This window comes from Pseudomonadota bacterium (genome assembly GCA_039818985.1).
Lineage (GTDB): Bacteria > Pseudomonadota > Alphaproteobacteria > Sphingomonadales > Sphingomonadaceae > Alterisphingorhabdus.
In genome coordinates this window covers 394,438-415,411 of sequence record JBCBSU010000001.1, presented here as the reverse complement: position 1 = coordinate 415,411, position 20,974 = coordinate 394,438, and the positions used below count along the sequence as shown (strand labels likewise).

Here is a 20,974-nt window from a genome sequence, read left to right as displayed (position 1 = left end):
GCCGCTCCCCGAGCCATCAGCGATAGGCGCTGAGCCGCCCGCTGTCATCCAGAACAATCAGCGTATTGTCGACAACGATCGGCGGCACGGTGATCGGCTTGTCGAGATCGAACAAGATGTTGATTGCCCCTTCATTGGGGGAGACAGCGGCGATCTGGCCATCCGAAGACGCGGCAATCAGGCGATTGCCGGCGAGAACCGGGCCGGTCCAGCTGATTGCACCCTGCTTGTCCTTCTCGTCGCGCCATTGCTGCAATTGCGCGATCCAGCGCACCTTGCCGGTCGACCGGGCGATACACAGCATGCGCGCATCATCGGTGAGCACGAAAAGCCATTCGCCCGCCAGTGCCGGGGTCGAGATACCGGCAATGTTGATCTCCCAGATACGCTGGCCCACCGTCAGCTCATAGGCCGCCATGCGTCCACCTTCGCCCAGCGCATAAACACGGCCGCGATCGACAATCGGGTCGGCGTCGATATCGGAAAGCGTTGCAACCGAAGTCGAAATCCGGGTCCGCGCCAGCGCGTCGGACCACAGCTCGCGGCCATTTTCATAGCGATAGGCGTTCAGTTCGCCCGACGAATAGCCGGCGATGATCGTGCCCTGACCAACTGCAGGGGCGGCAACGCCGAACACACCAGCACGCCCGGCCGTACCCTGACGGCTCCACTGCACCGAGCCATCGGTGGCGGAGAGCGAATAAAGCTGGTTGTCCTGGGTCATGACATAGACCGAGTTGAACGCCACTGTCGGTGCGCCGCGCAGCGGTCCGGCGGGTTTGACGCGCCATAGCAGTTCGCCGCTATCGGTATTCAGCGCCGCGACTTCACCGAAACCCGTGGTCGCATAGACACGGCTGCCGTCGACGCTGACACCACCGCCAAAGACGGTGTTGCTGCCATCGCCCTCGACCGAGAGGGCAGAGCTCCAGACCCGGGCACCGCTGGCGAGATCAAAGGCATAGACCCTGGCGGCGGTATCATAAACATACAGACGACCATTGGCAGACACCGGCTCCGAGGCGAGGCGCTCACGCTTGCTCGATCCTGCTATCTGCGCTCTCCAGGCTAGCGACAGGCTGTCTCCCAGCGCAACATGGCCGACCGACTTGGCAGCATTGCCACCAGGCTGGGCCCAGGCAGTGTTGCGCGCCGGTGCCGGAAGCAGTACCGACAGGCCGCTAATTGTCGAGTCCACCTCGGCACTGGCTTCGGCATTGCTCAATATCGCGGTGCGATTGCCGATAGTCGGGGTCTGTTTCGGCTTGTCGCTGCCGCCCAATACACCACATCCGGCAAGCAGCAGCGCCAGAGCGCCAGCGGCCACCGATTTAGCGGAAATCATTCTCATCCCTCTTCCTCTTGATCTGCGGTTGCAGCGCCCCCTTGATCATCCTCCAGATCGATCACCGCATCGATCCCAAGCAGCCCGGCCATCTGTTTCGATCGCTCGCGGATGGTTTCGATAACCTTTTCATCCTTCGCCAGCTCGGCGAATAATGGGCCTGCCAGCTCTGGCTTGTCCATCTGCAGATGCGCCAGTGCCACCATTTCGCCAGCACTACCGAACCATGGATTGCCCGGTACGGCCAGCGGCTCAAGGCGGCTGATGACGGTTTCGGGTTCCACCGTGTCGAACTCGATCGCGGTCTGGCGGATCAGTGCGAGATTGCGATAGGCTTCTGGCGCGTCCTCATTGGCGGCCAGCCCGGCAAAGGCAGCGACCGCCTCCCTGGTCTTGCCCTGTTGGGCCAATATTCCCGCGCTGGTCAACGCTGCAAGCGCCTGATAGCCTGGTTGATCCGCGGATTCGAGTGGTTTCAGCGCTGTCATCGCGCCTTCGAGATTGCCGCGCTTCATGGCATCGACAGCGGAGACAAACTCCTCGCTTTTGACCCCGGCCGCCTCCTCTACACTGTTCTGGTAGAACAACCAGCCAGCGAGCGCGGCGAGCCCGAGAACGACTGCCGTAATCAGCCAGCGGCCATAGCGCTGCCAGAACATCGCCAGCTCGTCGCCGCGCAGCGCGTCGTCAACTTCGCGCATGAAAACATCGCTTTGGCTTGATGCTGCACCGCCCGGAGCATTGCCCGGCTGCGGCGTATCCGGTTTACGCGCCACCTGAAATCCTTTTCTGTATGATGATGCAAATTGCTGTCATTACACGATTTACCCCTGCAAAGCCTGTATCATACCAGACGCTCGGTGCGGCATTGCAGGACAGGCTCTGCTCTGTAAACGGTTCCTTAGCTGGGCAGCGACCAGCTTTCCATGACAAATTTCCCCTGCAGGCCGGTTATCAACATTATCGCCGAAAACTACGCATCCGGGCTGAACCTGAAATGAAGCGCTCAGCCGCGATTGACCGGCAATAATGTACGGCCCGATGCGCGGTTATAGATATCGCCATAGCGGGCAATCATTTCACCAATGTCATAATCCTCGCGCGCCCGCGCCATGTTTGCAGCGCCGGTTTCGGCCCGCAATGCCGCATCGCCGGCCAGCCGGTCGAGCGCCTCGACCAGCGCCTGTTCATCCCGGGCAGGGGCAAGAAATGGCAAATTCTGTTCGGTGACGATGCTGCGCACATCACCGACATCGCTGGCCACCACCGGCCTGCCCGCCGCCATTGCCTCGACCAGCGAAATCGGGAATTGCTCGCTGTCCGATGTGAGTGCGAAAATATCAAACAGCCCGACAAACCGCTCGGGTCGCCCCAGAAAGCCGGGCATCACCAACTGGTCGGCAATGCCGTGTTGCTCGGCTTCGGCGGCAATGGCTTCTTTCTCCGGGCCATCACCGACGATCACCAATCGTATCTGCTCGCGATGCGCTGAGCGGGCGATCACCCGCACCAGCAGCGGCAGATTCTTCACCGGGCGCAACCCGGCCAGCGTACCAACTATCAGCTCGCCCTTGCGTTTGCGCAGACCGGGTATTGCGCCTGACCCGGGCTTGCGCGCATAGGCTTTGACGTCAATGCCATTGGGTATGCGATGCACCCGCGAGCTGGGCTGACGCCACACGGTATAGGCAATGCTTTCCAGCCGCCGCGACGGCACCACCAGGGAATGGGTGCGCCCCAGTGCGATCATGCGGAACCAGTTTCGGCGGCGCTTCAGCCTGACCGCTTCATCGGCGTTGAAACCATCCTCATGATGCACCAGCATCGGCAATTTGTGATGCCCGGCAAACAGCGTATGCGCCATCACTGCATCCATCGCGCCCCAATTATAGGTCAGCACAAGGTCATGGCGTTTCATCGCCTGCGCCAGCCGGTCATAGCGTCCCAGGCCTGGCCGACCGGCCAGCGCCGGAAAATCTTCGGGAAAGTCCACCTTCACATTGTTGGCAATGGCCTTGCGCGCGCCCAGCGCACCCGGAACCGCACTGACGATGCGGTGCTGCACCTTGCTGCCCATGGCGTTCATCAGGCGCACCGCCCGATCCTCCTTGCCGCCATGATCGAAGGTGCTGTGAAGATGAAGAATACGCGCAGGCCGGGGCATTATGGCGCGGTACTGTCCTGTGTCTCGACCTGACGCGCTTCATCTGGCTCGTTGGCCATGACCTCGGCGAGCAGCGCATCGATCGCCTGCTGCACCACCGGTTCATCGAGCGTCGGCGCATGGCCGCGCCCGGGCACCGTCACCAGCTTCGCCTTGTTGAGCACGGTGCGCATCTTGTCGGCGGTTTCAGGCGCAAAAATATCCGATGTTTCTCCCCGCACAATCAATGTTGGCACCTCGGCCAGGCCAGCAAGCGTCGGCCATAAATCAACCCCGGCCTCGCCGCCGGGCACTTGAAACGGTTCGGCAATACGCATGTCATAGTCGAGAACGATGCGCCCGCCGCCGCTCAGCTTCATCGTCCGCTTCGCCATGGCCAGCCATTCGGTCAGGGTGAAATCGGGGAACACCATGCCCTGCAGCTCGTTGAGCCAGCGCGCCGCATGCATCCAGGTCGGGAAGCTGCGGCCCTGGCCGACATATTCGCGAATCCGCTCCAGCCCCTCGGGCGATATGTCGGGGCCGACATCGTTGAGCAGCGCACCGACGACCCGGCCCGGACGCATCGACGCCAGCAACATGGTGATCAGCCCGCCCAGCGAGGTGCCGATGCTGACAAATTTCTCGATCTTCTCCTGCGCCAGCAATGCCTCGACATCCTGGACATAGGTCAGCGGCATATAGCTCATCGGATCCTTGGCATAGGCGCTCTCGCCACGGCCGCGAAACTCGACACAGATCACCCGCCATTCACCCGCCAGCCGCGCCGCAACATCTTCATAGTCACGGGCATTGCGGGTCAGGCCGGGCATGCACAATATCGGCGGCCGGTCGGCAGGCCCGGCATAATCCCGGAAATGCAGCCTCAGGCCGTCATTTGACCACCAATAGCCATCTTCAAAATCTGTGGTTGTAACCATCGTGCTTGCACCATGCTTGCTTCATCTCCACTAATGCCCCCATGACTTCGCAATCGCAAGCGCCGAGCGCCGAAACCCTGATACTCGCAATCGCTCCGAAACTGGCGGATGCCGTCGAGGCCGCACGTTTTCCAAAGACCACGCTTCGCTTCCGCAATGATCGCGCAGCGGCTTCGCTGGGCCTCGACACCCTCCATGATGCGGCATGGATAAACCATTTTGGCCGCTTCCAGCCCTTGCCGGACAATCTGCAACAGCCGCTGGCGCTGCGCTATCACGGGCATCAGTTCCGTGTGTACAATCCGGAAATCGGTGATGGCCGCGGTTTCCTCTTCGCCCAGTTCCGCGATATGGACGGACGGCTGATGGACCTTGGCACCAAGGGATCGGGCACCACGCCATGGAGCCGCGCCGGCGACGGTCGGTTGACGCTGAAAGGCGCAGTACGCGAATTGCTGGCGACCGAAATGCTCGAGGCACTGGGCGTCAATACCAGCCGCACCTTCTCGATCGTGGAGACGCATGAGGAATTATGGCGCAGCGATGAACCGTCACCGACCCGATCGGCGGTTATGGTGCGTCTCAGCCATGGACATATCCGCTTCGGCAGCTTCCAGCGGCTGGCGTTCGAGAGTGACGCCGAGAGCATGGCAGCGCTGGTCCGATATTGCCTGACGCATTATTATGATGATGACGAGGCCGATAATCGCGACGACGCCGACAATGCGGCACATCTGTTCGATCTCGTCGCTACACGCATGGCCCGGCTGGTTGCCAGCTATATGGTCGCCGGTTTTGTCCATGGCGTGCTGAACACCGACAATATGAATATCTCGGGCGAAAGCTTCGACTACGGCCCTTGGCGCTTTGCGCAATATTGGCAGCCCGGCTTTACCGCCGCCTATTTCGATCATCAGGGGCTATATTGCTTCGCCCGCCAGCCCGAGGCTTTTCACTGGAATCTGGGGCAGCTGGCGACATGTCTGCGGATGCTGTGTGAGGCCGAGCCGCTGATCGCGACGCTGGACGGCTTCGGCCTGCGCTATCAACAGGCGCTGATGCAACAATTTTGCTGGCGCCTCGGCGTTGTTTCGCGCGGCGATGAGCAAGACCGGGCGCTGGTCCAGGCGAGCGAAAAGCTGCTCCTGACCGAGCGTCACACCATCGATGAATTCTTTTTCCACAGCCGTCAGCTGGTGAGCGGCGGGGGAACGATACCCGATATGCTGAAGCCCATGGGCGATGATGAGAAGGACGCGGCCCTCGCCAACTGGATAGGCTGCCTCAAGCCCTATCAACCTGTCGCCAATGACTGCGCCCATGGCTATTGGCAGGGCGAGGCACCACAGGGCATGGCGATCGAGGAAGTCGAAGCGCTATGGGAAGCGATTGCCGAACGCGACGAATGGCAGCCATTGGAGCAGAAGATTGCAGCGCTGCGCGATATGGGTGCAGCGCATGGCGCTCCCCTCGACTGGAGTTGAGAAGTTAATCCTATGGTATTAGGGGCATTAGCCACTACACTATTTGCACAACTCCATCGCATTTGGGGTGGCACGGAGTCGATGCGTTGAGCGAGATCATATCCTATGCGCCCGCAACCGGCGAAGAATATTGGCGCCGTGGCACCAGCGACGTCGACGCCGAGGTCGCCGCTGCGCGCGAAGCCTGGCCGAAATGGGCCAGCACCTCGCTGACAGCCCGCATCGAACTGTGCCGCCGTTTCGTCAATGAGGTGCGTGCCCGCGCCGACGATCTGGCACATTGCATCTCCAACGAAACCGGCAAGCCGCTTTGGGAGGCCCATACCGAAGTCGAAACGGTGATGAAGAAAATCGACATATCGGTCAAAGCCTATGCCGAACGGACACCATCGCGCACACTCGACGGTGCGGTGTCGAACAAGATGGCGCTGCGCCACAAGCCGCATGGCGTAATGGCGGTGCTCGGCCCCTACAACTTCCCGGCGCACCTGCCCAATGGCCATATCATCCCGGCGCTGATTGCCGGCAATACGGTGGTGTTCAAACCTTCGGAAAGAACTCCGGCCACGGCCGCGCTGCTGGTCGAGCTCTACCATGCCGCCGGCATACCCGAAGGCGCGGTACGGCTGGTTATCGGCGGGCCGGATGAAGGCAAACAAATGACCATGCATGACGATGTCAACGGGGTGCTGTTCACCGGATCGGCACAGACCGGCATTGCCATCAACCGCGCGCTGGCGGCGCGGCCGGACAAGATTGTGGCGCTGGAAATGGGTGGCAACAACCCGATCATTGTCTGGGACACACCGAAGCATGACGATGTCGCAACCCTGATCGTCCAGTCGGCCTTTACCACCGCCGGGCAACGCTGCACCGCCGCCAGCCGGCTGATCGTCAAGGCCGATATGTATGACGACGTCATCGCCAAGACCAAGAGGCTGGCTGACCGGTTGATCATCGATGAGCCGTTTGCCAACCCGGCACCCTATATGGGGCCGGTGATCGACAATGAGACCGCCGACGGCCTGACCGAGAGCTTCCTGACGCTGATGAGCCAGGGCGGCAAGGCGATCAAGCATATGGCACGACCGAAAAACGAGCTGCCCTATCTCACCCCGGCGATCATCGATGTCACCAATATCCGCGAACGGCCCGATGTCGAGCTGTTCGGCCCTTTGCTGCAGGTGATCCGGGTGGACACATTCGAGGATGCCATTGTCGAGGCCAATGCCACGCGTTTCGGCCTGTCGGCGGCGCTGCTCGGTGGTTCGCCGGAACAATATCAGCAATTTTGGGCCAATAGCCGCGCCGGCATCGTCAACTGGAACCGCCCGACCAATGGTGCCTCATCCGCCGCGCCTTTTGGCGGCATCGGTCTGTCGGGCAATCATCGCCCCAGCGCCTATTATGCCGCCGATTACAGTGCCTTCCCTGTGGTCTCGGCCGAGGCGGAGCAGCCACGCGCCAGTATCGGTGTTGGCCTGAAGGACATTCAGGGCGAGGTTACCGCACGCTAATACAGCCAGCGGCTTCATCACAAATGTTCCGCGACAAGGCCAAAGATTATCTTCAAGCCTGTCAAAAGATAGTGTTTTGCGTGAAACGCGCCAAAGACGCACATGCACATTGTCGATCTGCGCATTGCCGCGCAGCCACGCAAATTGAGGACAGCATGGTACAGACTGCCGAAACAGGAACCGTTTATCTGGTCGGCGCCGGTCCGGGCGATCCCGATCTGCTGACCGTCAAGGCGGCACGCCTGATCGCGAGCGCGCCATTGATCGTGCATGACGGGCTGGTTCACTCGGCGATACTCGCCATGGCGCGAGACGATGCCCGGCTGATCAGTGTCGCCAAGCGCCGCGCCCGGCATACCCTGCCCCAGCCCGATATCAACCAGTTGCTGATCGATGAGGCCCGCAAGGGCCATAATGTCGTGCGCCTCAAGGGCGGCGATCCGTTCATCTTCGGTCGCGGCGGTGAGGAAGTCGATGACTGCCGCGCGGCACAAGTACCCGTCGAGGTCATCCCTGGCATCAGCGCAGCCAATGGCGCCGCTGCCGAAGCCCGGCTGCCGCTGACCCATCGTGATCACAGCAGCGCGGTGACCTTTGTTGCCGGTCAGTGCAAGGGCCTCAGCGATCAGGACTGGTCCGGCCTTGCGGGCAAGGGCCGCACTTTGGTGATCTATATGGGCGTCCATACGGCTCGCGACATCACCGAAAAGCTGATCGCCGATGGCGTTTCACCCGATATGCCGGTCGCGGTGCTGGAAAAAGGCACACGCGATGATAGCCGCGCCTTGCGCACCCTGCTCACCGATCTGCCCGATATGATCGCACGGCATAATGTGGTTAGTCCGGCACTGATCGTGATCGGCGATGTGGTGCAGCAATCCGATGCCGAAGATGCGCTGGCGGCTCTGCGCACCGAAGCAGCAGCAAGAAAGATCGGACAAAACGCATGAAAATCCTGACCGGAAACGATCTCAAGACCGGCGATGTGATCTGGTGGACCGGCTCCGACTGGTCGCGCTATGTCGATGATGCCGCCGATGTCGGCGATCATGGCGAGGAAATCCTGGCCCGCGAAGAGGCAGCGCGCCGCGTCAACGTCCCCTATCTGATAGAAGCCATTCGCGATGAAGATGGCAGCGTCCGCCCGGCGCATATCAAGGACCGGGTCCGCGCGCTCGGCCCCACGGTGCGGCCTGACCTCACATTGAAACCCAAAGACCCCGAAGCGCTCGAGTGGATCATCTAGGAGCAGCCCGCAATGTATCAGTATGACCAATATGATCAGGCCATGGTCGACGCGCGCGTCGCCGAGTTTCGCGACCAGTGCGAGCGCCGCTTGCGTGGCGAGCTCAGCGAGGACCAGTTCAAGCCGCTGCGGCTGATGAACGGCCTCTATCTCCAGCTCCACGCCTATATGCTGCGCGTCGCCATCCCTTATGGCACGCTGAATTCACGCCAGATGAATATGCTGGGCCATATCGCGCGCAAATATGACAAGGGCTATGGCCATTTCACCACCCGCCAGAACATCCAGTATAACTGGATCAAGCTGGAGGACGCCGCCGATATTCTCGAAGAATTGGCGACGGTCGAAATGCATGCCATCCAGACCAGCGGCAATTGCATCCGCAATATCTCTTCCGACCAATATGCCGGAGCCGCTGCTGACGAGATCACCGATCCGCGCCCCTGGGCCGAATTGCTGCGCCAATGGTCGAGCTTCCACCCGGAATTCAGCTATTTGCCGCGCAAGTTCAAAATCTGCGTGATTGCAGCGGATGAGGACCGTGCGGCGATGCGGCTGCACGATATTGGTATTCAGCTGGTGCGCAATGATGCGGGCGAGCTGGGCGCGAAATTCTTTGTCGGCGGCGGCATGGGCCGCACCCCGATGATCGGCCCGGAAATCCGTGATTTCGTCCCCGCCGATGAGTTGGTGCATTATGCCGAGGCGTGCCTGCGCGTCTACAACCGCTATGGCCGCCGCGACAACAAGTACAAAGCGCGGATCAAGATCCTTGTGCATGAGCTTGGTGCGGACGAATATCAGCGGCAGGTCGAAGAAGAATTCGCGCATATGAAGACGCTGGGCCTGAACCCGCCACTGGCTGAACTGGAGCGGATCAGCGGCTATTTCACCGATCCGGCCTTCGACCAGGACGCCAGCGACGACCTGGACCTCAGCGACCCTGATTTCCGCATCTGGGTCGAGCAGAATACCCACCCGCACAAGCAGTCCGGCTATGCCATCGCCACCATCAGCCTGAAGCCGACCGGCGGCATCCCCGGCGATGCGACAGCCGAGCAGATGGAGCTGATGGCCGAACTGGCGCGCGAGTACAGCTTCGATGAACTGCGCGTCACCCATGCGCAGAACATCGTGCTGCCGCATATCAGAAAGGCTGATCTTTATACCGTCTGGCAGAAGCTCGATGCCGCAGGTCTCGCGCCCGCCAATCTTGACCTGATCAGCGATATGATCGCCTGCCCCGGCCTTGATTATTGCAGCCTCGCCAATGCCCGCTCCATCCCGCTGGCGCAGAAGATCTCCAAGCGCTTTGCCGATCTCGACCGCCAGCGTGATCTCGGCGAGCTGAAGCTCAAAATCTCCGGCTGCATCAATGCCTGCGGCCATCACCATGCCGGGCATATCGGCATTTTGGGCGTCGACAAGAAAGGCGTCGAAAACTACCAGCTCTCGCTCGGCGGATCGGGCGCAGAGGATGTCAGTCTCGCCAAGATCACCGGCCCCGGTTTCACCGAAGATGGCGTTATCGACGCGATTGAGACGGTGACCAATCTCTATCTGGAACGCCGCGCAGATGGCGAACGCTTCGTCGACACCTATCGCCGCATCGGCATGGAGCCGTTCAAGGAGGCGCTTTATGGCTGATTCCAATGATCTCGGAACCTCGCCCGACGAAGTCCAGTTCCGTTTCCGCGATGATGAACCGGCCGACCATGGCACGGTCACGGTCGACGCCTGTTGCGACCAGACCAATGCCACCGCCGTGCGGATCGAACCGGGTGATGATGCCCGGGTGCTGCTGCCCTTTCTCGACCGGCTGGCACTGATCGAAATCAACTTCCCCAGCTTTGCCGATGGCCGCGGCTATTCTGCCGCACGGATTTTGCGCGAGGCGGGTTACACTGGCGAACTTCGCGCTGTGGGCGATGTATTGATCGACCAGCTTAGCCATATGCGCCGCTGCGGCTTTGACAGTTTTGCGCCCGACAAGCCGCTCGATGAAGCCGCCGCCCAACGCGCCTTTGCCACTTGGGACAATGTCTATCAGAAGACGGTCGATGGCCGTTCACCGATCTGGGAGCTGCGTCATGGCTGAACAGAAAACCTCAAAGACGGGCGCGCATACGCCCGACTGGCTCGATATCGGCCCGCGTTTCAGCGAGAGCGATGCCATTCGTCTCAACCGCCTGTTCCGCGGCAGTGAGACTCAGGATATGCTGGCCTCGGTGATCCGCGACAATCTGGTCGGTGACTTAGCGGTGGTGTCATCCTTCGGTGCGGAAAGCGCGGTGCTGTTGCATATGATTGCCGAGGTTGATCCGGCGACCCCGGTGCTGTTCCTCGACACGCAAAAGCACTTCCCCGAGACTTTGGCCTATCGCGATGAACTGATAGCGCATCTCGGTCTCACCAATCTGGTCATCCTGACACCGGATGAAGCCGAGCTGGCCACTAAAGACAAGACCGAGTTACGCTGGTCCTATGATCCCGATGGCTGCTGCGAAATCCGCAAGGTCAAGCCGCTCGCCAAGGCGCTGGCGGGCTATGATGCCTCGATCACCGGCCGCAAGGGTTTCCAGTCGAGCACTCGCGCCGGATTGCCTCGCTTCGAGATTGATACATCCGACGCGCAGGGCCGCCTCAAGATCAACCCGCTGGCCAACATGTCGGCTGAGGATATCGAAGCCTATTTTGAGAAGCGCGACTTACCGCGCCACCCGCTGGTGGAGCAAGGCTATCCGTCCATAGGCTGCGCGCCCTGCACCTCGAAGGTCGCCCCCGGCGAAGACCCCCGCTCGGGCCGGTGGAAAGGCTGGGACAAGACCGAATGTGGTATTCACGCACCGGTCGATGGCAGCGATGATGCCGATGACGGCGCAAATGATCCTGTGTTTTAGACTGTTTTCTCCCCTCCCGCTTGCGGGAGGGGAACAGATAATCGATAATCCGGCCTGTCACGATAATCACCGGCCAGGACGCTAACGTTGAATTAGATCGACGATATCATTTACGGCCTTTCCCGACCGTGGCAGATGAAAACCGTTGCTGGCCACGACGACAATCAGCTTATCAGCCGGGATGATACCTACAGCCGCATGTGAGCCAGGCGTCAACCCGGTGTGATATATGTATGTTTCCCCGTTTCGCTCTGCGATGTTGAAGCCTAGGCCATAGCCACCGCCTTCCCCATCAGCAGGGATCACTTCCGTCCATGCGAGGGAACGAGTCTCAGGCGAAACCAGTTCACCGTCCATCAAGAGCTGGAACCATCGAACGAGATCTGACGGAGACATTAAGAGCTGCCCGGCGGCTCCCACATGGCTCAGGTCAACATTTTCAGCGTGAAGAAGCACACCATCTTCTTCGTGGTAATTTTGAGCGCGGTATCGCACTAGGTCCCGCCGATCATCATTGGCTGAGTTATGCAGGCCGCGTGTCGCAAACAGTTCCTGCTCCATATAATCTGAATATGACTCGCCGGAGAGGGCTTCGATCAACATGCCCAGGAGCGTGTAATTGAAGTTCACATATTCATACCGGCTGCCGGGTTCGAACCGGACAGGAGTATCCGCGTGCATGTCGAGTATTTCCTTATTGGACATGCCGCTACGTATGAATGGGAGAATATCGGGATCGAAAACGTGATCAGCGAGACCTGAAGTGTGCGACATGAGTTGAAATGCCGTGACACGGGCCATGTGTTCGGGCAGATCGGGCATATAGGTGCCGATTGGCGCATGCAGCTCCAAGGAACCCTGTTCTGAAAATCGCAATAGCTCTATTGCGGTAATCGCTTTTGATATTGATCCTATACGATAGGCGATATTCGACCCGTTCGGGATATCGAATTCGCAGTTGGCGCAGCCACGGGCTGATTCAAATATCACATGCCCATCACGTGCGACCAATACAGATACGCCCGCACCGTCGCCCTTGTAGCGATCTTCAACATAGGTACGAATCTCTTCTGCAACCTCCGGGGGGAGGGCCTGGGCAACGCCCTCGCGCGCTGATGCCGGATAAATCGAGAACAGAGACCACAGCACAATGAAGGCAGCAAGATGGAAGTACTTCATTGCACAAACTCCTTTCGCGGCATGTCAGTCGCAAACTGGTCCAGATAGCGGTCGGTCAGTGATCGGCTGTTCAACGCTGCCTCTGCCTTTGAAATAGCATCTGCGAGATCGACGCCGATTTCATCCCAGATCAATTGGTAAACAGACTCAAAATTGGTCATCACCGCATGAACCCGCTGCGCCAGGATATGTGCTTCGTCGGTCAGGAAATAAAGCCGACGGCGTGCATCGGCGTCGTCAGTTGCGGAGCTGACCAGGCCCTCTCGCTCCATTTTTGCCAAACGAGTCTCAACCAGCTGCCGCGATAATCCGGTCTGCGATGCAAGTTCGGTGGATGTCGACCTGGTTATCTCGCCCAAAGCGATAATCAGCGAGTTCAGCTTGGCATCCACACGGACATCCAGTGCTGCATAAGCATCCCGGCCTTGCTGCCCAATTGTATCCGCGAGGCGTCGAGCCTTGAGTCCGAAAAGTTTTTCTAATGACGACATTTGGCCGCTCCATTTATGCAAATAATTGCGCATTATTTTGCATAAATGGGCAGACCGGTCAAGTCGCGCAAATTTTTGCGCTTCTCTAGTGCCAACGCACCGCACATTCGGTCGGAGCTCGCTTGGTCGGTTGACACTGTCCGTTTTCGGGCCAGAAGCAGGTGCCAGGACCTCAATCAGAAAGCTGCGCCGGGCAACGGCGTCCTCTGCTTGCTGCAGAGCGTCATGTTTCCATAAGCTGCGCGCCTTACGCCAGCAGGGTGGGCCCCGGCGAAGACCCGCGCTCGGGCCGCGGGAAGGTTGGGACAAGACCGAATGCGGCATTCATTCGCCGGTGGGTAAGGACGATGACGGGGCCAATGATCCTGTTTTCTGATCTTCCCCATTTATGGGGAGGTGGCAGCGCGTAGCGCTGACGAAGGGGGCTCCACTTGCGCTGTGCCAAATAGCCCGCCCCCTCCACCACCTGCGGCGGTCCCCCTCCCCGGAAGCGGGGAGGATTTGGGTGATCAATAATCCGGCCCGTCATAGTCATCGTCGGCCAGATCGCTGAACTTGGTGATCTTCGATTCGAATTTCATCTTCACCTTGCCGGTCGAGCCATGGCGTGACTTGGCGACCACCAGTTCGGCAAGGCCGAAGACTCGTTCCATCTGGGCCGCCCATTGCGCGTGCGCGTCGTGGATCGCCTGATCGTCATCGGGTTGCGGTGTTTTCGGCTCTTTCGACTGGACATAATAATCCTCGCGATAGACGAACAGCACCATATCGGCGTCCTGTTCGATCGAACCGGATTCCCTGAGGTCGGAAAGCTGCGGCGTCTTGTCCTCGCGCTGTTCGACCGCACGGCTAAGCTGTGACAGTGCCAGCACCGGCACGTTGAGCTCCTTGGCCAGCGTCTTGAGGCCACGGCTGATCTCGGAAATCTCGTTGACGCGATTGTCGCTGGCGCGCCCAGTGCCCTGGAGCAGCTGGAGATAGTCGACCACGATCAGCCCGATATCGTGCCGCCGCTTGAGCCGCCGCGCCCGGGTACGCAGCGCCGCAATGGTCAGCGCCGGGGTGTCGTCGATAAACAAGGGCAGGTCCTGTAGTTCCTGGCTGGCGCGAGACAGGTTCTGGAAATCGGTGCGGCTGATCTTGCCCATGCGCAACGCCTCGGAGGAAATGCCTGATTCCTGTGCCAGGATACGCGTTGCCAGCTGGTCGGCGGACATTTCCAGACTGAAAAAGGCCACCTTAGCACCGACCCGCTTGCCAGGCTCGATCCCGTCCAGCTCCTCGCGCTGCCAGCGCTGTGCCGCGTTAAACGCAAAGTTGGTGGCCAGCGAGGTCTTGCCCATGCCCGGACGGCCGGCAAGGATCATCAGGTCGCTGTCATGCATCCCGCCGATTTTCTCATTGACCGAAGCCAGCCCGGTGGTGACGCCCGACAGATGGCCGCCACTGTTGAAGGCCTTTTGCGCCATTTCGACCGCAACCAGCGTCGCCCGGCCGAAATCGACCGCACCGGAGCTGTCGCCCTCGCCTTCCATGACATTGTACAGCGCCGCCTCGGCATTCTCGACCTGCCCTTTGGGGTCGACGCTCTCGCTGGTGTCCATCGCCTCGGTCACCAGGGTGCGGCCGACCCGGATCAGCTCGCGCAGCAACGCCAGATCGTAAATCTGCTGGGCAAAGTCGCGGGCACCGATCAGCCCCGCACTGTCGCCGGTGAGGCGTGCCAGATAGCCCAGTCCGCCGAGACTTTTCAGCGCTTCGTCAGTCTCGAAAAACGGCTTGAGCGTTACCGGTGTCACGACCAGGTTGCGGTCGAGCAGCTTCAATATGCGGTCATAGATGCGGCCATGCAGCGGCTCATAAAAATGGTCGGGCTGCAACGGGATGGTGATGTCTTCGGACACCCGGTTGTCGATCAGCAGGGCACCGAGAAACGCCGCCTCCGCCTCGATATTATGTGGCAGGCTGGTTGTGTCGTCACTGTCGGTCGCACCACCATTGGCGGTGTCATTATCAGGAAATGCGGAAGCCATGCGCTCGCTATGCGGATGCATGCATGCGCTTGCAAGGGCGATGAGGACAAAGCCACTGTGGATAGCGATGATAAGTTTTTCTCTTGCCCCGTGAGACTCGGCGGCTATCCATGCACGGGATGAGCAACCACCGGATTTGTCATATCGCGCTCGACGAGGCGACGATATTGTGGCGCAATGCCGATATCGAGCAGGAGCGGCGCATTGCGATCTTCGACCTGATCGAGGAGAACAGCTTCCGGCCACTATCGGGACGCGGCGGTAATTATCCCGGTCCCTATCGGCTCAGCCTCTCGGTTTCGGAAGGCCGTCTGGTGATGGATATTGCCCGTCAGGACAGCACAGCGCTGGAAACGATCATCCTGGCACTGGGACGTTTTCGGCGACCGATCCGCGAATATTTCGCCATTTGCGACAGCTATTATCAGGCCATCCGTCAGGCCAGCGCACAGGAGATCGAGACCATCGACATGGCCCGGCGCGGCATCCACAATCAGGCGGCGGAATTGCTGATGGAACGGTTGGACGGCAAGGTTGAAGTTGATTTCCCGACAGCAAGACGCCTCTTTACCCTAATCTGCGTGCTGCATATCAAGGGCTAGGGACAACAGGGTATCGGCATGGCACAGGGGCGAAAATCGGGCGCAGCCCGCCTGATGATGGTGATGGGACTGCTCGCGATCGGCGCGCTTATCGTCTGGGTGGTGATCGGCATGGCGCGCGCATGGACACCGCCGCGCGATCAATATCCGCTACAGGGTGTTACGGTCAGTGCCGATAGCGGCCCGGTGAGCTGGCGCGCCCTGGCGGCGCAGCAAGTGGATTTCGGCTATATTGCTGCAACCAGTGGATCGGATGGTCGCGATGAACGCTTCATCGAAAATTATCGCGGCGCCCGCGAGGCCGGAATCGGCTTTGCTCCGGTGCACCGATACAGCCTGTGTCGCCTCGCCAGCGACCAGGCGGAGAATTTCGTCACCACGGTGCCACGTGACGACACGGCGATGCCCAGCGCAATTACACTGGAATTTGAGGAGGATTGTCCTTCCCGCCCGGCACAATCGCTGGTGATGAGCGAACTGATCACCTTTCTCAACCAGGTCGAAAACCATATGGGCAAGGCTGCCATTTTGCAGGTCTCGCCAGAATTCGAGGCGGAATATGGCGTCAGCAGCGCCATTGGCCGCGATGTCTGGCTCACCGGCAATTATTTCCCGCCCGATTATGCCACCAAGCCCTGGGTGATGTGGACCGCCAATGACAGCTATCGCATAGATGGCGTCGAACAACCGGTTGCGTGGAATGTTATTCGCCCGCAGGATCAGGCAACAGGAGAGGCCAGCAGCGATGAGTAATATTATAATCGACCCCGAAGCCCTGATCGCCGAGGCGCATAAGGCTGCAGCACGCGCCTATGCCCCCTATTCGCGCTTCCATGTCGGCGCGGCCCTGCTCTTCGATGACGGTTCGACCCAAGGCACGGTCATCCGCGGCGCCAATTTCGAAAATGCGAGCTATGGCCTCTCCATCTGTGCTGAAACTGCAGCCTTGCTCGAGGCCAATCATCACGGGCTGCGCACCGGGCTGGTGGCGGTTGCGATAGTCGGCGGTCCACCCTCTGATGAGGACAAGGCGACCATCATCGCCAATGCGGTGCCGGTAACGCCCTGTGGCCGCTGCCGCCAGACACTTAATGAGGTGGCGCAGCTTGGCGGCACCGACCCGGTGATCTTCTGCGCCCATGCCGATGGTTATGCACAGCATCGCCTGTCCGAACTCTTGCCACACGCTTTCGGTCCCGCCAATCTGGACTGACAGTCACGCGCACATTCCCGCGCACGTCTGCCGGAGCATTATCCTCATGGCCATTCTTTCCGACAAATGGATTCGCACTCAGGCGCAGGAAAAGGGCATGATCGAACCCTTTGTCGAGGCACAGCGGCGCGATGGCTGTATCAGCTACGGCCTTTCCTCATATGGTTATGACGCCCGGGTCGCGCCCGAGTTCAAGATTTTCACCAATGTCGACAGCTCAGTGGTCGATCCCAAACAGTTTGACCCCAAAAGCTTCGTTGATCGCGAAACCGATGTCTGCATCATCCCGCCCAACAGCTTCGCGCTGGCGCGGACGGTCGAATATTTCCGTGTGCCCGAGGATGTGCTGGTGATCTGTCTCGGCAAGTCCACCTATGCCCGCTGCGGAATTATCGTCAATGTCACTCCGCTCGAACCCGGCTGGGAAGGGCATGTAACGCTGGAATTTTCCAATACCACGCCGCTTCCCGCCAAGATTTATGCCAATGAAGGCGCGTGTCAGTTTCTGTTCCTGCAGGGTAATGAGCCATGCGAGACCAGCTATGCCGACCGCGCCGGCAAATATATGGGTCAGCGCGGCGTGACCCTGCCCAAGCTGTAGCCATCAGCCCGGAAACACTCCACATTTCTATATATATCGAAATGTCTTGACCATGATCTATATTTCGATATATATAGAAATATCGAAATGGAGTCGGAAATGGATAACATACAGGTTGTCGCAATGCTGTCGTCACTGGCGCAGGAACACAGGCTGGCGGTTTTTCGCCTGCTTGTTGAAGCCGGGCAAAGCGGCCTTGCAGCAGGTGCGATTGCACAGAAGCTCGATATCCCGTCCAGCTCCCTTTCCTTCCACCTGGCGCATCTGACCCGCGCCGAACTGCTGACCCAGGAACGCCAGTCGCGCACCCTGATCTACCGCGCCAACTATGCTGCCATGAACAGGCTGCTTGGTTATCTCATGCAGAATTGCTGCGCCGGTGACGTGGAGGCGACTGACTTTCTGGAAACAAAGGGAGCCTGCTCATGAAACGTCTGCATATTCACCTCTCGGTCGAGAATATCGAGAAATCAGTCGCCTTCTACACCCGGTTGTTCGGCACCGAGCCCACAGCGCTCAAGCCGGACTATGCCAAGTGGATGCTCGACGAGCCCCGTGTGAACTTTGCCATGTCGAGCCATGTTGGCGAGAAGCGAGGCGTTGAGCATATCGGTATCCAGGTCGAGCAACCCGATGAACTGACCGAAGTCTATGGCCGCATCAGAGAAGCCGGTGGCGCCATATTCGAGGAGGGTGAAACCACATGCTGCTACGCCCAGTCGGAGAAGAACTGGACCGCCGACCCTGATGGTGTCGTCTGGGAAACCTTCCTGACAACCGGAAATGTCACAGAATATGGCAAACGCATAAACGCCGAAGAGATCGCGGCGCAAAATACCGGTACAGGGGAATGCTGCACCCCATAGCCTTGGCACGGGACTGGCGCAAAAGAGACAAGACATGCTGGTGACAGGCGTCAGGCTGTGATCTACACGAGGGGCATGGCCAGCTATCTCTATGATCAATGGCGCAATAGCGCGCCCTTTTACGACGCAACCCATGACGCCGTAGCCGACAGCGTTCGTGCCTTTGTCACCCGGGAAATCCTGCCGCATGTCGATGCCTGGGAGCAGGCTGGCGAATTGCCGCGCGACCTGCATCGCAAGGCCGCCGATGCCGGCATATTGGGGCTTGGTTATCCCGAAGGACTGGGCGGCAGCGGCAGCGATTTCGATATTTTCCATTCGCTGGTGCAGAGCGAGGAGCTATGCCGCGCCGGTGCGGGCGGCATTGTTGCCTCACTGATGACGCACGGCATCGGGCTGCCACCGATATTGGCGCTGGGCAGCGCCGAGCTGCAGCAGCGCATTGCCCCCGACGTGCTGTCGGGTGAGGCGATAATCGCGCTTGGGATTACCGAACCCTCGGGCGGATCGGATGTCGCCAATCTCAAAACCCGCGCAGTGCGCGACGGTGAGATCTATCGCGTCAACGGCGCCAAGACGCTGATCACATCGGGCATGCGCGCCGACTATATCACCCTGGCGGTACGCACCGGCGATCCTGGCTATGGCGGTATCTCGCTGCTGCTGGTGGAGGCCGAACGCAATGGCGTCTCACGCACGCCGCTGCAAAAAATGGGCTGGCATGCCTCGGACACCGCCACCATCCATTTCGACGATGTTGCCGTCCCCGCCGCTAATCTTATCGGCCCGGAAAATCAGGGCTTTGCCGGAATTATGCGCAATTTCAACGGCGAACGGCTGGGCATGGCGCAACAGGCCGCCGCCTTTGCACGTATCTGTTATGAGGATGCGCTCGAATGGGCACAGCAGCGCGAGACCTTCGGCAAACCGCTGTCGCAGCGCCAGACCATCCGCCACAAGCTGGCTGACATGCTGCGCCAGATTCAGGCAACACAGGCGATGATTGACCGCTGCGCCTGGACGGTACAGCAGGATCGGGCAGCTCCCGGCGACTTTGCCCTGCTCAAGGTGCAAGCGACCCGCACCATGGAATTTTGCGCCCGTGAAGCCTGTCAGATACTTGGCGGTGCCAGCTATGTCCGTGGCAACAGGGTCGAGCGCATCTATCGCGAAGTACGGGTGATGGCGATTGGCGGCGGCTCCGAAGAAATCATGTTTGACCTCGCCAGTCGACAGTTCGGGATCTAGCCGACAGACACAGCAGCCTTTCGCGCCTGCATCCGCTCTTCGCGCATCTGCTTCAGCGCCTCACCCAGATGCTGCTCGAAAAAACGGTCGCAGCCGATGCAGAGATTCTCGAAATCCTCGCCTTTGGGAGTGACCGTCTTCGATTTTACGCGAAAGGCCTCGCGATCCCACCCTGCCTCCAGCCCCATGGCTTCCGGGTCGCCACGATTGAGCGCTTCGAGCGCCGGATGACCGCGCAGGCTGTCAAGCATTGGAATCAGCGGTTCCTCGGCGATATTGCCAATCGGCGTCTTGGTTTTCAGACAACAGGGATAGACTGAACCATCAGGCTCGATCGCCACCTCCGATCCGCGCTGGCCATGGTCAAGAAAATGCCGCCCACCCGAACGCCGGGCGCAGAAATTGGTGCCATAATCAGCTTTGCTCAGGCCATTGGTCCAGGCCCGGCCGCGCGGCCAGATTTCACCTATCCACAATTCGGGCTGGGCGCCGAAAAACACGAAGAACGGGCCGTCATCGGCCTCATAATCGACATCACCGGCAGGATTGCGTGGATTGGGTCCAGCGGCGAGCACCTCTTCGCGCACGCCGAATTTCTCCATCATCCGGCTGACCTTCTCCATCAGCCGCAGCTTTTTGTCGCCCTCCATGCCGACATGATAATCATCGATCGAGGCGATGCAGATCTTCCACATGCCGCGCTCGAGCATCTCCTCGATATGCTGTTCGGTAAGGATGTCGCCGGTGGTCTGGCAGGCCAGGCGTGGCGCATGGGGCGCGTCATAGCCGCCATAGCGTGCACCGATCCTCTCCAGCAGCGGGTAGAATAATGGCTCGCGCACCGCATCTATGAGCGGTTCGCCACCGGCGAGGAAGAGGCTGCCGCGAATACGGCGCGGCTCGGCATCGGCATCCGGCTTGCAGGGATCCAGATAGGTGAAATCATCGGGCAGATGGGCGATAATCCGCTCATAGGCGTGCTGCCCCTCGGCCACCACCTCGTCCAGAGCATCGCGCACATAGGGGCGGAAACGGTCATCATAGCAATGCTTGCATTTGCGGTGGCAGGCCCAGCTGATAACCCAGTAGATATAGTTCATCGGCACACCCTTATCGTGCTGTTATCGTGCCTCAGCCCCTGCTCTCACTGCCGATATCGCATATC

22 protein-coding genes and 1 pseudogene are annotated in these 20,974 nt (G+C 59.8%); 15 read left to right on the top strand and 8 right to left on the bottom strand.

Annotated features, from left to right (window positions below):
• Positions 1–16: 16 nt before the first annotated feature.
• The 4 genes from AAFX04_01795 to AAFX04_01780 form a co-directional block, all read right to left on the bottom strand.
• The gene (locus AAFX04_01795) at positions 17–1,345 is read right to left on the bottom strand and encodes a PQQ-binding-like beta-propeller repeat protein (protein ID MEO1044152.1); all 1,329 of its coding nucleotides are present in this window, start codon (positions 1,343–1,345) and stop codon (positions 17–19) included.
• 2 nt (positions 1,346–1,347) lie between these two features.
• Positions 1,348–2,121 (bottom strand): tetratricopeptide repeat protein, encoded by a 774-nt coding sequence (locus AAFX04_01790; protein MEO1044151.1) that lies wholly within the window; start codon positions 2,119–2,121, stop codon positions 1,348–1,350.
• 230 nt (positions 2,122–2,351) lie between these two features.
• Positions 2,352–3,509: a glycosyltransferase family 4 protein gene (locus AAFX04_01785; protein ID MEO1044150.1), complete on the bottom strand. Its 1,158-nt coding sequence runs from the start codon at positions 3,507–3,509 to the stop codon at positions 2,352–2,354.
• Positions 3,509–4,429 (bottom strand): alpha/beta hydrolase, encoded by a 921-nt coding sequence (locus tag AAFX04_01780; protein MEO1044149.1) that lies wholly within the window; start codon positions 4,427–4,429, stop codon positions 3,509–3,511. Before AAFX04_01780 ends, AAFX04_01785 begins: the two co-directional genes overlap by 1 nt.
• 41 nt (positions 4,430–4,470) lie before the next feature.
• Here AAFX04_01780 and AAFX04_01775 point away from each other — a divergent pair, with 41 nt between their 5' ends.
• The 7 genes from AAFX04_01775 (at position 4,471) to AAFX04_01745 (ending at position 11,576) form a co-directional block, all read left to right on the top strand.
• The gene (locus tag AAFX04_01775; protein ID MEO1044148.1) at positions 4,471–5,913 is read left to right on the top strand and encodes a YdiU family protein; all 1,443 of its coding nucleotides are present in this window, start codon (positions 4,471–4,473) and stop codon (positions 5,911–5,913) included.
• A gap of 86 nt (positions 5,914–5,999) precedes the next feature.
• A complete protein-coding gene (astD, locus tag AAFX04_01770; protein MEO1044147.1) occupies positions 6,000–7,430 on the top strand; it encodes a succinylglutamate-semialdehyde dehydrogenase in 1,431 nt (476 codons plus the stop codon).
• Between the two features lie 155 nt (positions 7,431–7,585).
• A complete protein-coding gene (cobA, locus tag AAFX04_01765) occupies positions 7,586–8,380 on the top strand; it encodes a uroporphyrinogen-III C-methyltransferase (GenBank protein ID MEO1044146.1) in 795 nt (264 codons plus the stop codon).
• Positions 8,377–8,676, top strand: a complete 300-nt coding sequence (locus AAFX04_01760) for a DUF2849 domain-containing protein (protein MEO1044145.1) — start codon at positions 8,377–8,379, stop codon at positions 8,674–8,676. Before cobA ends, AAFX04_01760 begins: the two co-directional genes overlap by 4 nt.
• 12 nt (positions 8,677–8,688) lie before the next feature.
• A complete protein-coding gene (locus AAFX04_01755; GenBank protein ID MEO1044144.1) occupies positions 8,689–10,323 on the top strand; it encodes a nitrite/sulfite reductase in 1,635 nt (544 codons plus the stop codon).
• A complete protein-coding gene (locus AAFX04_01750; protein ID MEO1044143.1) occupies positions 10,316–10,774 on the top strand; it encodes a DUF934 domain-containing protein in 459 nt (152 codons plus the stop codon). Before AAFX04_01755 ends, AAFX04_01750 begins: the two co-directional genes overlap by 8 nt.
• Positions 10,767–11,576, top strand: coding sequence for a phosphoadenylyl-sulfate reductase (locus AAFX04_01745; GenBank protein ID MEO1044142.1), 810 nt, complete (start codon positions 10,767–10,769; stop codon positions 11,574–11,576). The genes AAFX04_01750 and AAFX04_01745 overlap by 8 nt, the downstream gene beginning before the upstream one ends.
• Before the next feature lie 81 nt (positions 11,577–11,657).
• On the opposite strand, the gene AAFX04_01740 is transcribed toward AAFX04_01745, so the two are convergent.
• Complete coding sequence (locus AAFX04_01740; protein MEO1044141.1) at positions 11,658–12,755, bottom strand: serine hydrolase domain-containing protein; 1,098 nt, start codon at positions 12,753–12,755, stop codon at positions 11,658–11,660.
• On the bottom strand, positions 12,752–13,279 hold the full coding sequence (locus AAFX04_01735) for a MarR family transcriptional regulator (GenBank protein MEO1044140.1): 528 nt from the start codon (positions 13,277–13,279) through the stop codon (positions 12,752–12,754). The genes AAFX04_01740 and AAFX04_01735 overlap by 4 nt, the downstream gene beginning before the upstream one ends.
• Before the next feature lie 164 nt (positions 13,280–13,443).
• Here AAFX04_01735 and AAFX04_01730 point away from each other — a divergent pair.
• Positions 13,444–13,622, top strand: a pseudogene (locus AAFX04_01730) (phosphoadenosine phosphosulfate reductase).
• A gap of 133 nt (positions 13,623–13,755) precedes the next feature.
• On the opposite strand, the gene AAFX04_01725 reads toward AAFX04_01730, so the two are convergent.
• A complete protein-coding gene (locus AAFX04_01725) occupies positions 13,756–15,279 on the bottom strand; it encodes a replicative DNA helicase (protein MEO1044139.1) in 1,524 nt (507 codons plus the stop codon).
• A gap of 119 nt (positions 15,280–15,398) precedes the next feature.
• On the opposite strand from AAFX04_01725, the gene AAFX04_01720 reads away from it, so the two are divergent.
• From AAFX04_01720 to AAFX04_01690, 7 genes are all read left to right on the top strand, one after another.
• On the top strand, positions 15,399–15,881 hold the full coding sequence (locus AAFX04_01720; protein ID MEO1044138.1) for a UPF0262 family protein: 483 nt from the start codon (positions 15,399–15,401) through the stop codon (positions 15,879–15,881).
• 18 nt (positions 15,882–15,899) lie between these two features.
• Complete coding sequence (locus tag AAFX04_01715; GenBank protein MEO1044137.1) at positions 15,900–16,634, top strand: GH25 family lysozyme; 735 nt, start codon at positions 15,900–15,902, stop codon at positions 16,632–16,634.
• Positions 16,627–17,094: a cytidine deaminase gene (locus tag AAFX04_01710; protein MEO1044136.1), complete on the top strand. Its 468-nt coding sequence runs from the start codon at positions 16,627–16,629 to the stop codon at positions 17,092–17,094. The genes AAFX04_01715 and AAFX04_01710 overlap by 8 nt, the downstream gene beginning before the upstream one ends.
• Positions 17,095–17,140: 46 nt before the next feature.
• Positions 17,141–17,695: a dCTP deaminase gene (gene dcd / locus AAFX04_01705; GenBank protein MEO1044135.1), complete on the top strand. Its 555-nt coding sequence runs from the start codon at positions 17,141–17,143 to the stop codon at positions 17,693–17,695.
• Positions 17,696–17,794: 99 nt separating this feature from the next.
• Complete coding sequence (locus tag AAFX04_01700; GenBank protein ID MEO1044134.1) at positions 17,795–18,124, top strand: metalloregulator ArsR/SmtB family transcription factor; 330 nt, start codon at positions 17,795–17,797, stop codon at positions 18,122–18,124.
• The gene (locus AAFX04_01695; GenBank protein MEO1044133.1) at positions 18,121–18,561 is read left to right on the top strand and encodes an ArsI/CadI family heavy metal resistance metalloenzyme; all 441 of its coding nucleotides are present in this window, start codon (positions 18,121–18,123) and stop codon (positions 18,559–18,561) included. Before AAFX04_01700 ends, AAFX04_01695 begins: the two co-directional genes overlap by 4 nt.
• 75 nt (positions 18,562–18,636) lie before the next feature.
• Entirely contained in the window at positions 18,637–19,809 is a 1,173-nt protein-coding gene (locus AAFX04_01690; GenBank protein ID MEO1044132.1) for an acyl-CoA dehydrogenase family protein, read from the top strand.
• On the opposite strand, the gene AAFX04_01685 is transcribed toward AAFX04_01690, so the two are convergent.
• Positions 19,806–20,909, bottom strand: coding sequence for an SPASM domain-containing protein (locus AAFX04_01685; protein MEO1044131.1), 1,104 nt, complete (start codon positions 20,907–20,909; stop codon positions 19,806–19,808). The genes AAFX04_01690 and AAFX04_01685 overlap by 4 nt on opposite strands.
• Positions 20,910–20,974: the final 65 nt, after the last annotated feature.

Excerpts from the sequence above, each read along its gene's own strand:
- AAFX04_01735 (MEO1044140.1), bottom strand. The coding sequence starts at position 13,279 with ATGCGCAATTATTTGCATAAATGGAGCGGCCAAATGTCGTCATTAGAA.
- dcd (MEO1044135.1), top strand. The coding sequence starts at position 17,141 with ATGGCCATTCTTTCCGACAAATGGATTCGCACTCAGGCGCAGGAAAAG.
- AAFX04_01785 (MEO1044150.1), bottom strand. The coding sequence starts at position 3,509 with ATGCCCCGGCCTGCGCGTATTCTTCATCTTCACAGCACCTTCGATCAT.
- AAFX04_01775 (MEO1044148.1), top strand. The coding sequence starts at position 4,471 with ATGACTTCGCAATCGCAAGCGCCGAGCGCCGAAACCCTGATACTCGCA.
- AAFX04_01700 (MEO1044134.1), top strand. The coding sequence starts at position 17,795 with ATGGATAACATACAGGTTGTCGCAATGCTGTCGTCACTGGCGCAGGAA.
- AAFX04_01690 (MEO1044132.1), top strand. The coding sequence starts at position 18,637 with ATGGCCAGCTATCTCTATGATCAATGGCGCAATAGCGCGCCCTTTTAC.
- AAFX04_01720 (MEO1044138.1), top strand. The coding sequence starts at position 15,399 with ATGAGCAACCACCGGATTTGTCATATCGCGCTCGACGAGGCGACGATA.
- AAFX04_01715 (MEO1044137.1), top strand. The coding sequence starts at position 15,900 with ATGGCACAGGGGCGAAAATCGGGCGCAGCCCGCCTGATGATGGTGATG.
- AAFX04_01685 (MEO1044131.1), bottom strand. The coding sequence starts at position 20,909 with ATGAACTATATCTACTGGGTTATCAGCTGGGCCTGCCACCGCAAATGC.
- AAFX04_01780 (MEO1044149.1), bottom strand. The coding sequence starts at position 4,429 with ATGGTTACAACCACAGATTTTGAAGATGGCTATTGGTGGTCAAATGAC.
- cobA (MEO1044146.1), top strand. The coding sequence starts at position 7,586 with ATGGTACAGACTGCCGAAACAGGAACCGTTTATCTGGTCGGCGCCGGT.
- AAFX04_01750 (MEO1044143.1), top strand. The coding sequence starts at position 10,316 with ATGGCTGATTCCAATGATCTCGGAACCTCGCCCGACGAAGTCCAGTTC.
- AAFX04_01755 (MEO1044144.1), top strand. The coding sequence starts at position 8,689 with ATGTATCAGTATGACCAATATGATCAGGCCATGGTCGACGCGCGCGTC.
- AAFX04_01795 (MEO1044152.1), bottom strand. The coding sequence starts at position 1,345 with ATGATTTCCGCTAAATCGGTGGCCGCTGGCGCTCTGGCGCTGCTGCTT.
- AAFX04_01745 (MEO1044142.1), top strand. The coding sequence starts at position 10,767 with ATGGCTGAACAGAAAACCTCAAAGACGGGCGCGCATACGCCCGACTGG.
- AAFX04_01710 (MEO1044136.1), top strand. The coding sequence starts at position 16,627 with ATGAGTAATATTATAATCGACCCCGAAGCCCTGATCGCCGAGGCGCAT.
- AAFX04_01695 (MEO1044133.1), top strand. The coding sequence starts at position 18,121 with ATGAAACGTCTGCATATTCACCTCTCGGTCGAGAATATCGAGAAATCA.
- AAFX04_01760 (MEO1044145.1), top strand. The coding sequence starts at position 8,377 with ATGAAAATCCTGACCGGAAACGATCTCAAGACCGGCGATGTGATCTGG.
- AAFX04_01725 (MEO1044139.1), bottom strand. The coding sequence starts at position 15,279 with ATGGCTTCCGCATTTCCTGATAATGACACCGCCAATGGTGGTGCGACC.
- AAFX04_01740 (MEO1044141.1), bottom strand. The coding sequence starts at position 12,755 with ATGAAGTACTTCCATCTTGCTGCCTTCATTGTGCTGTGGTCTCTGTTC.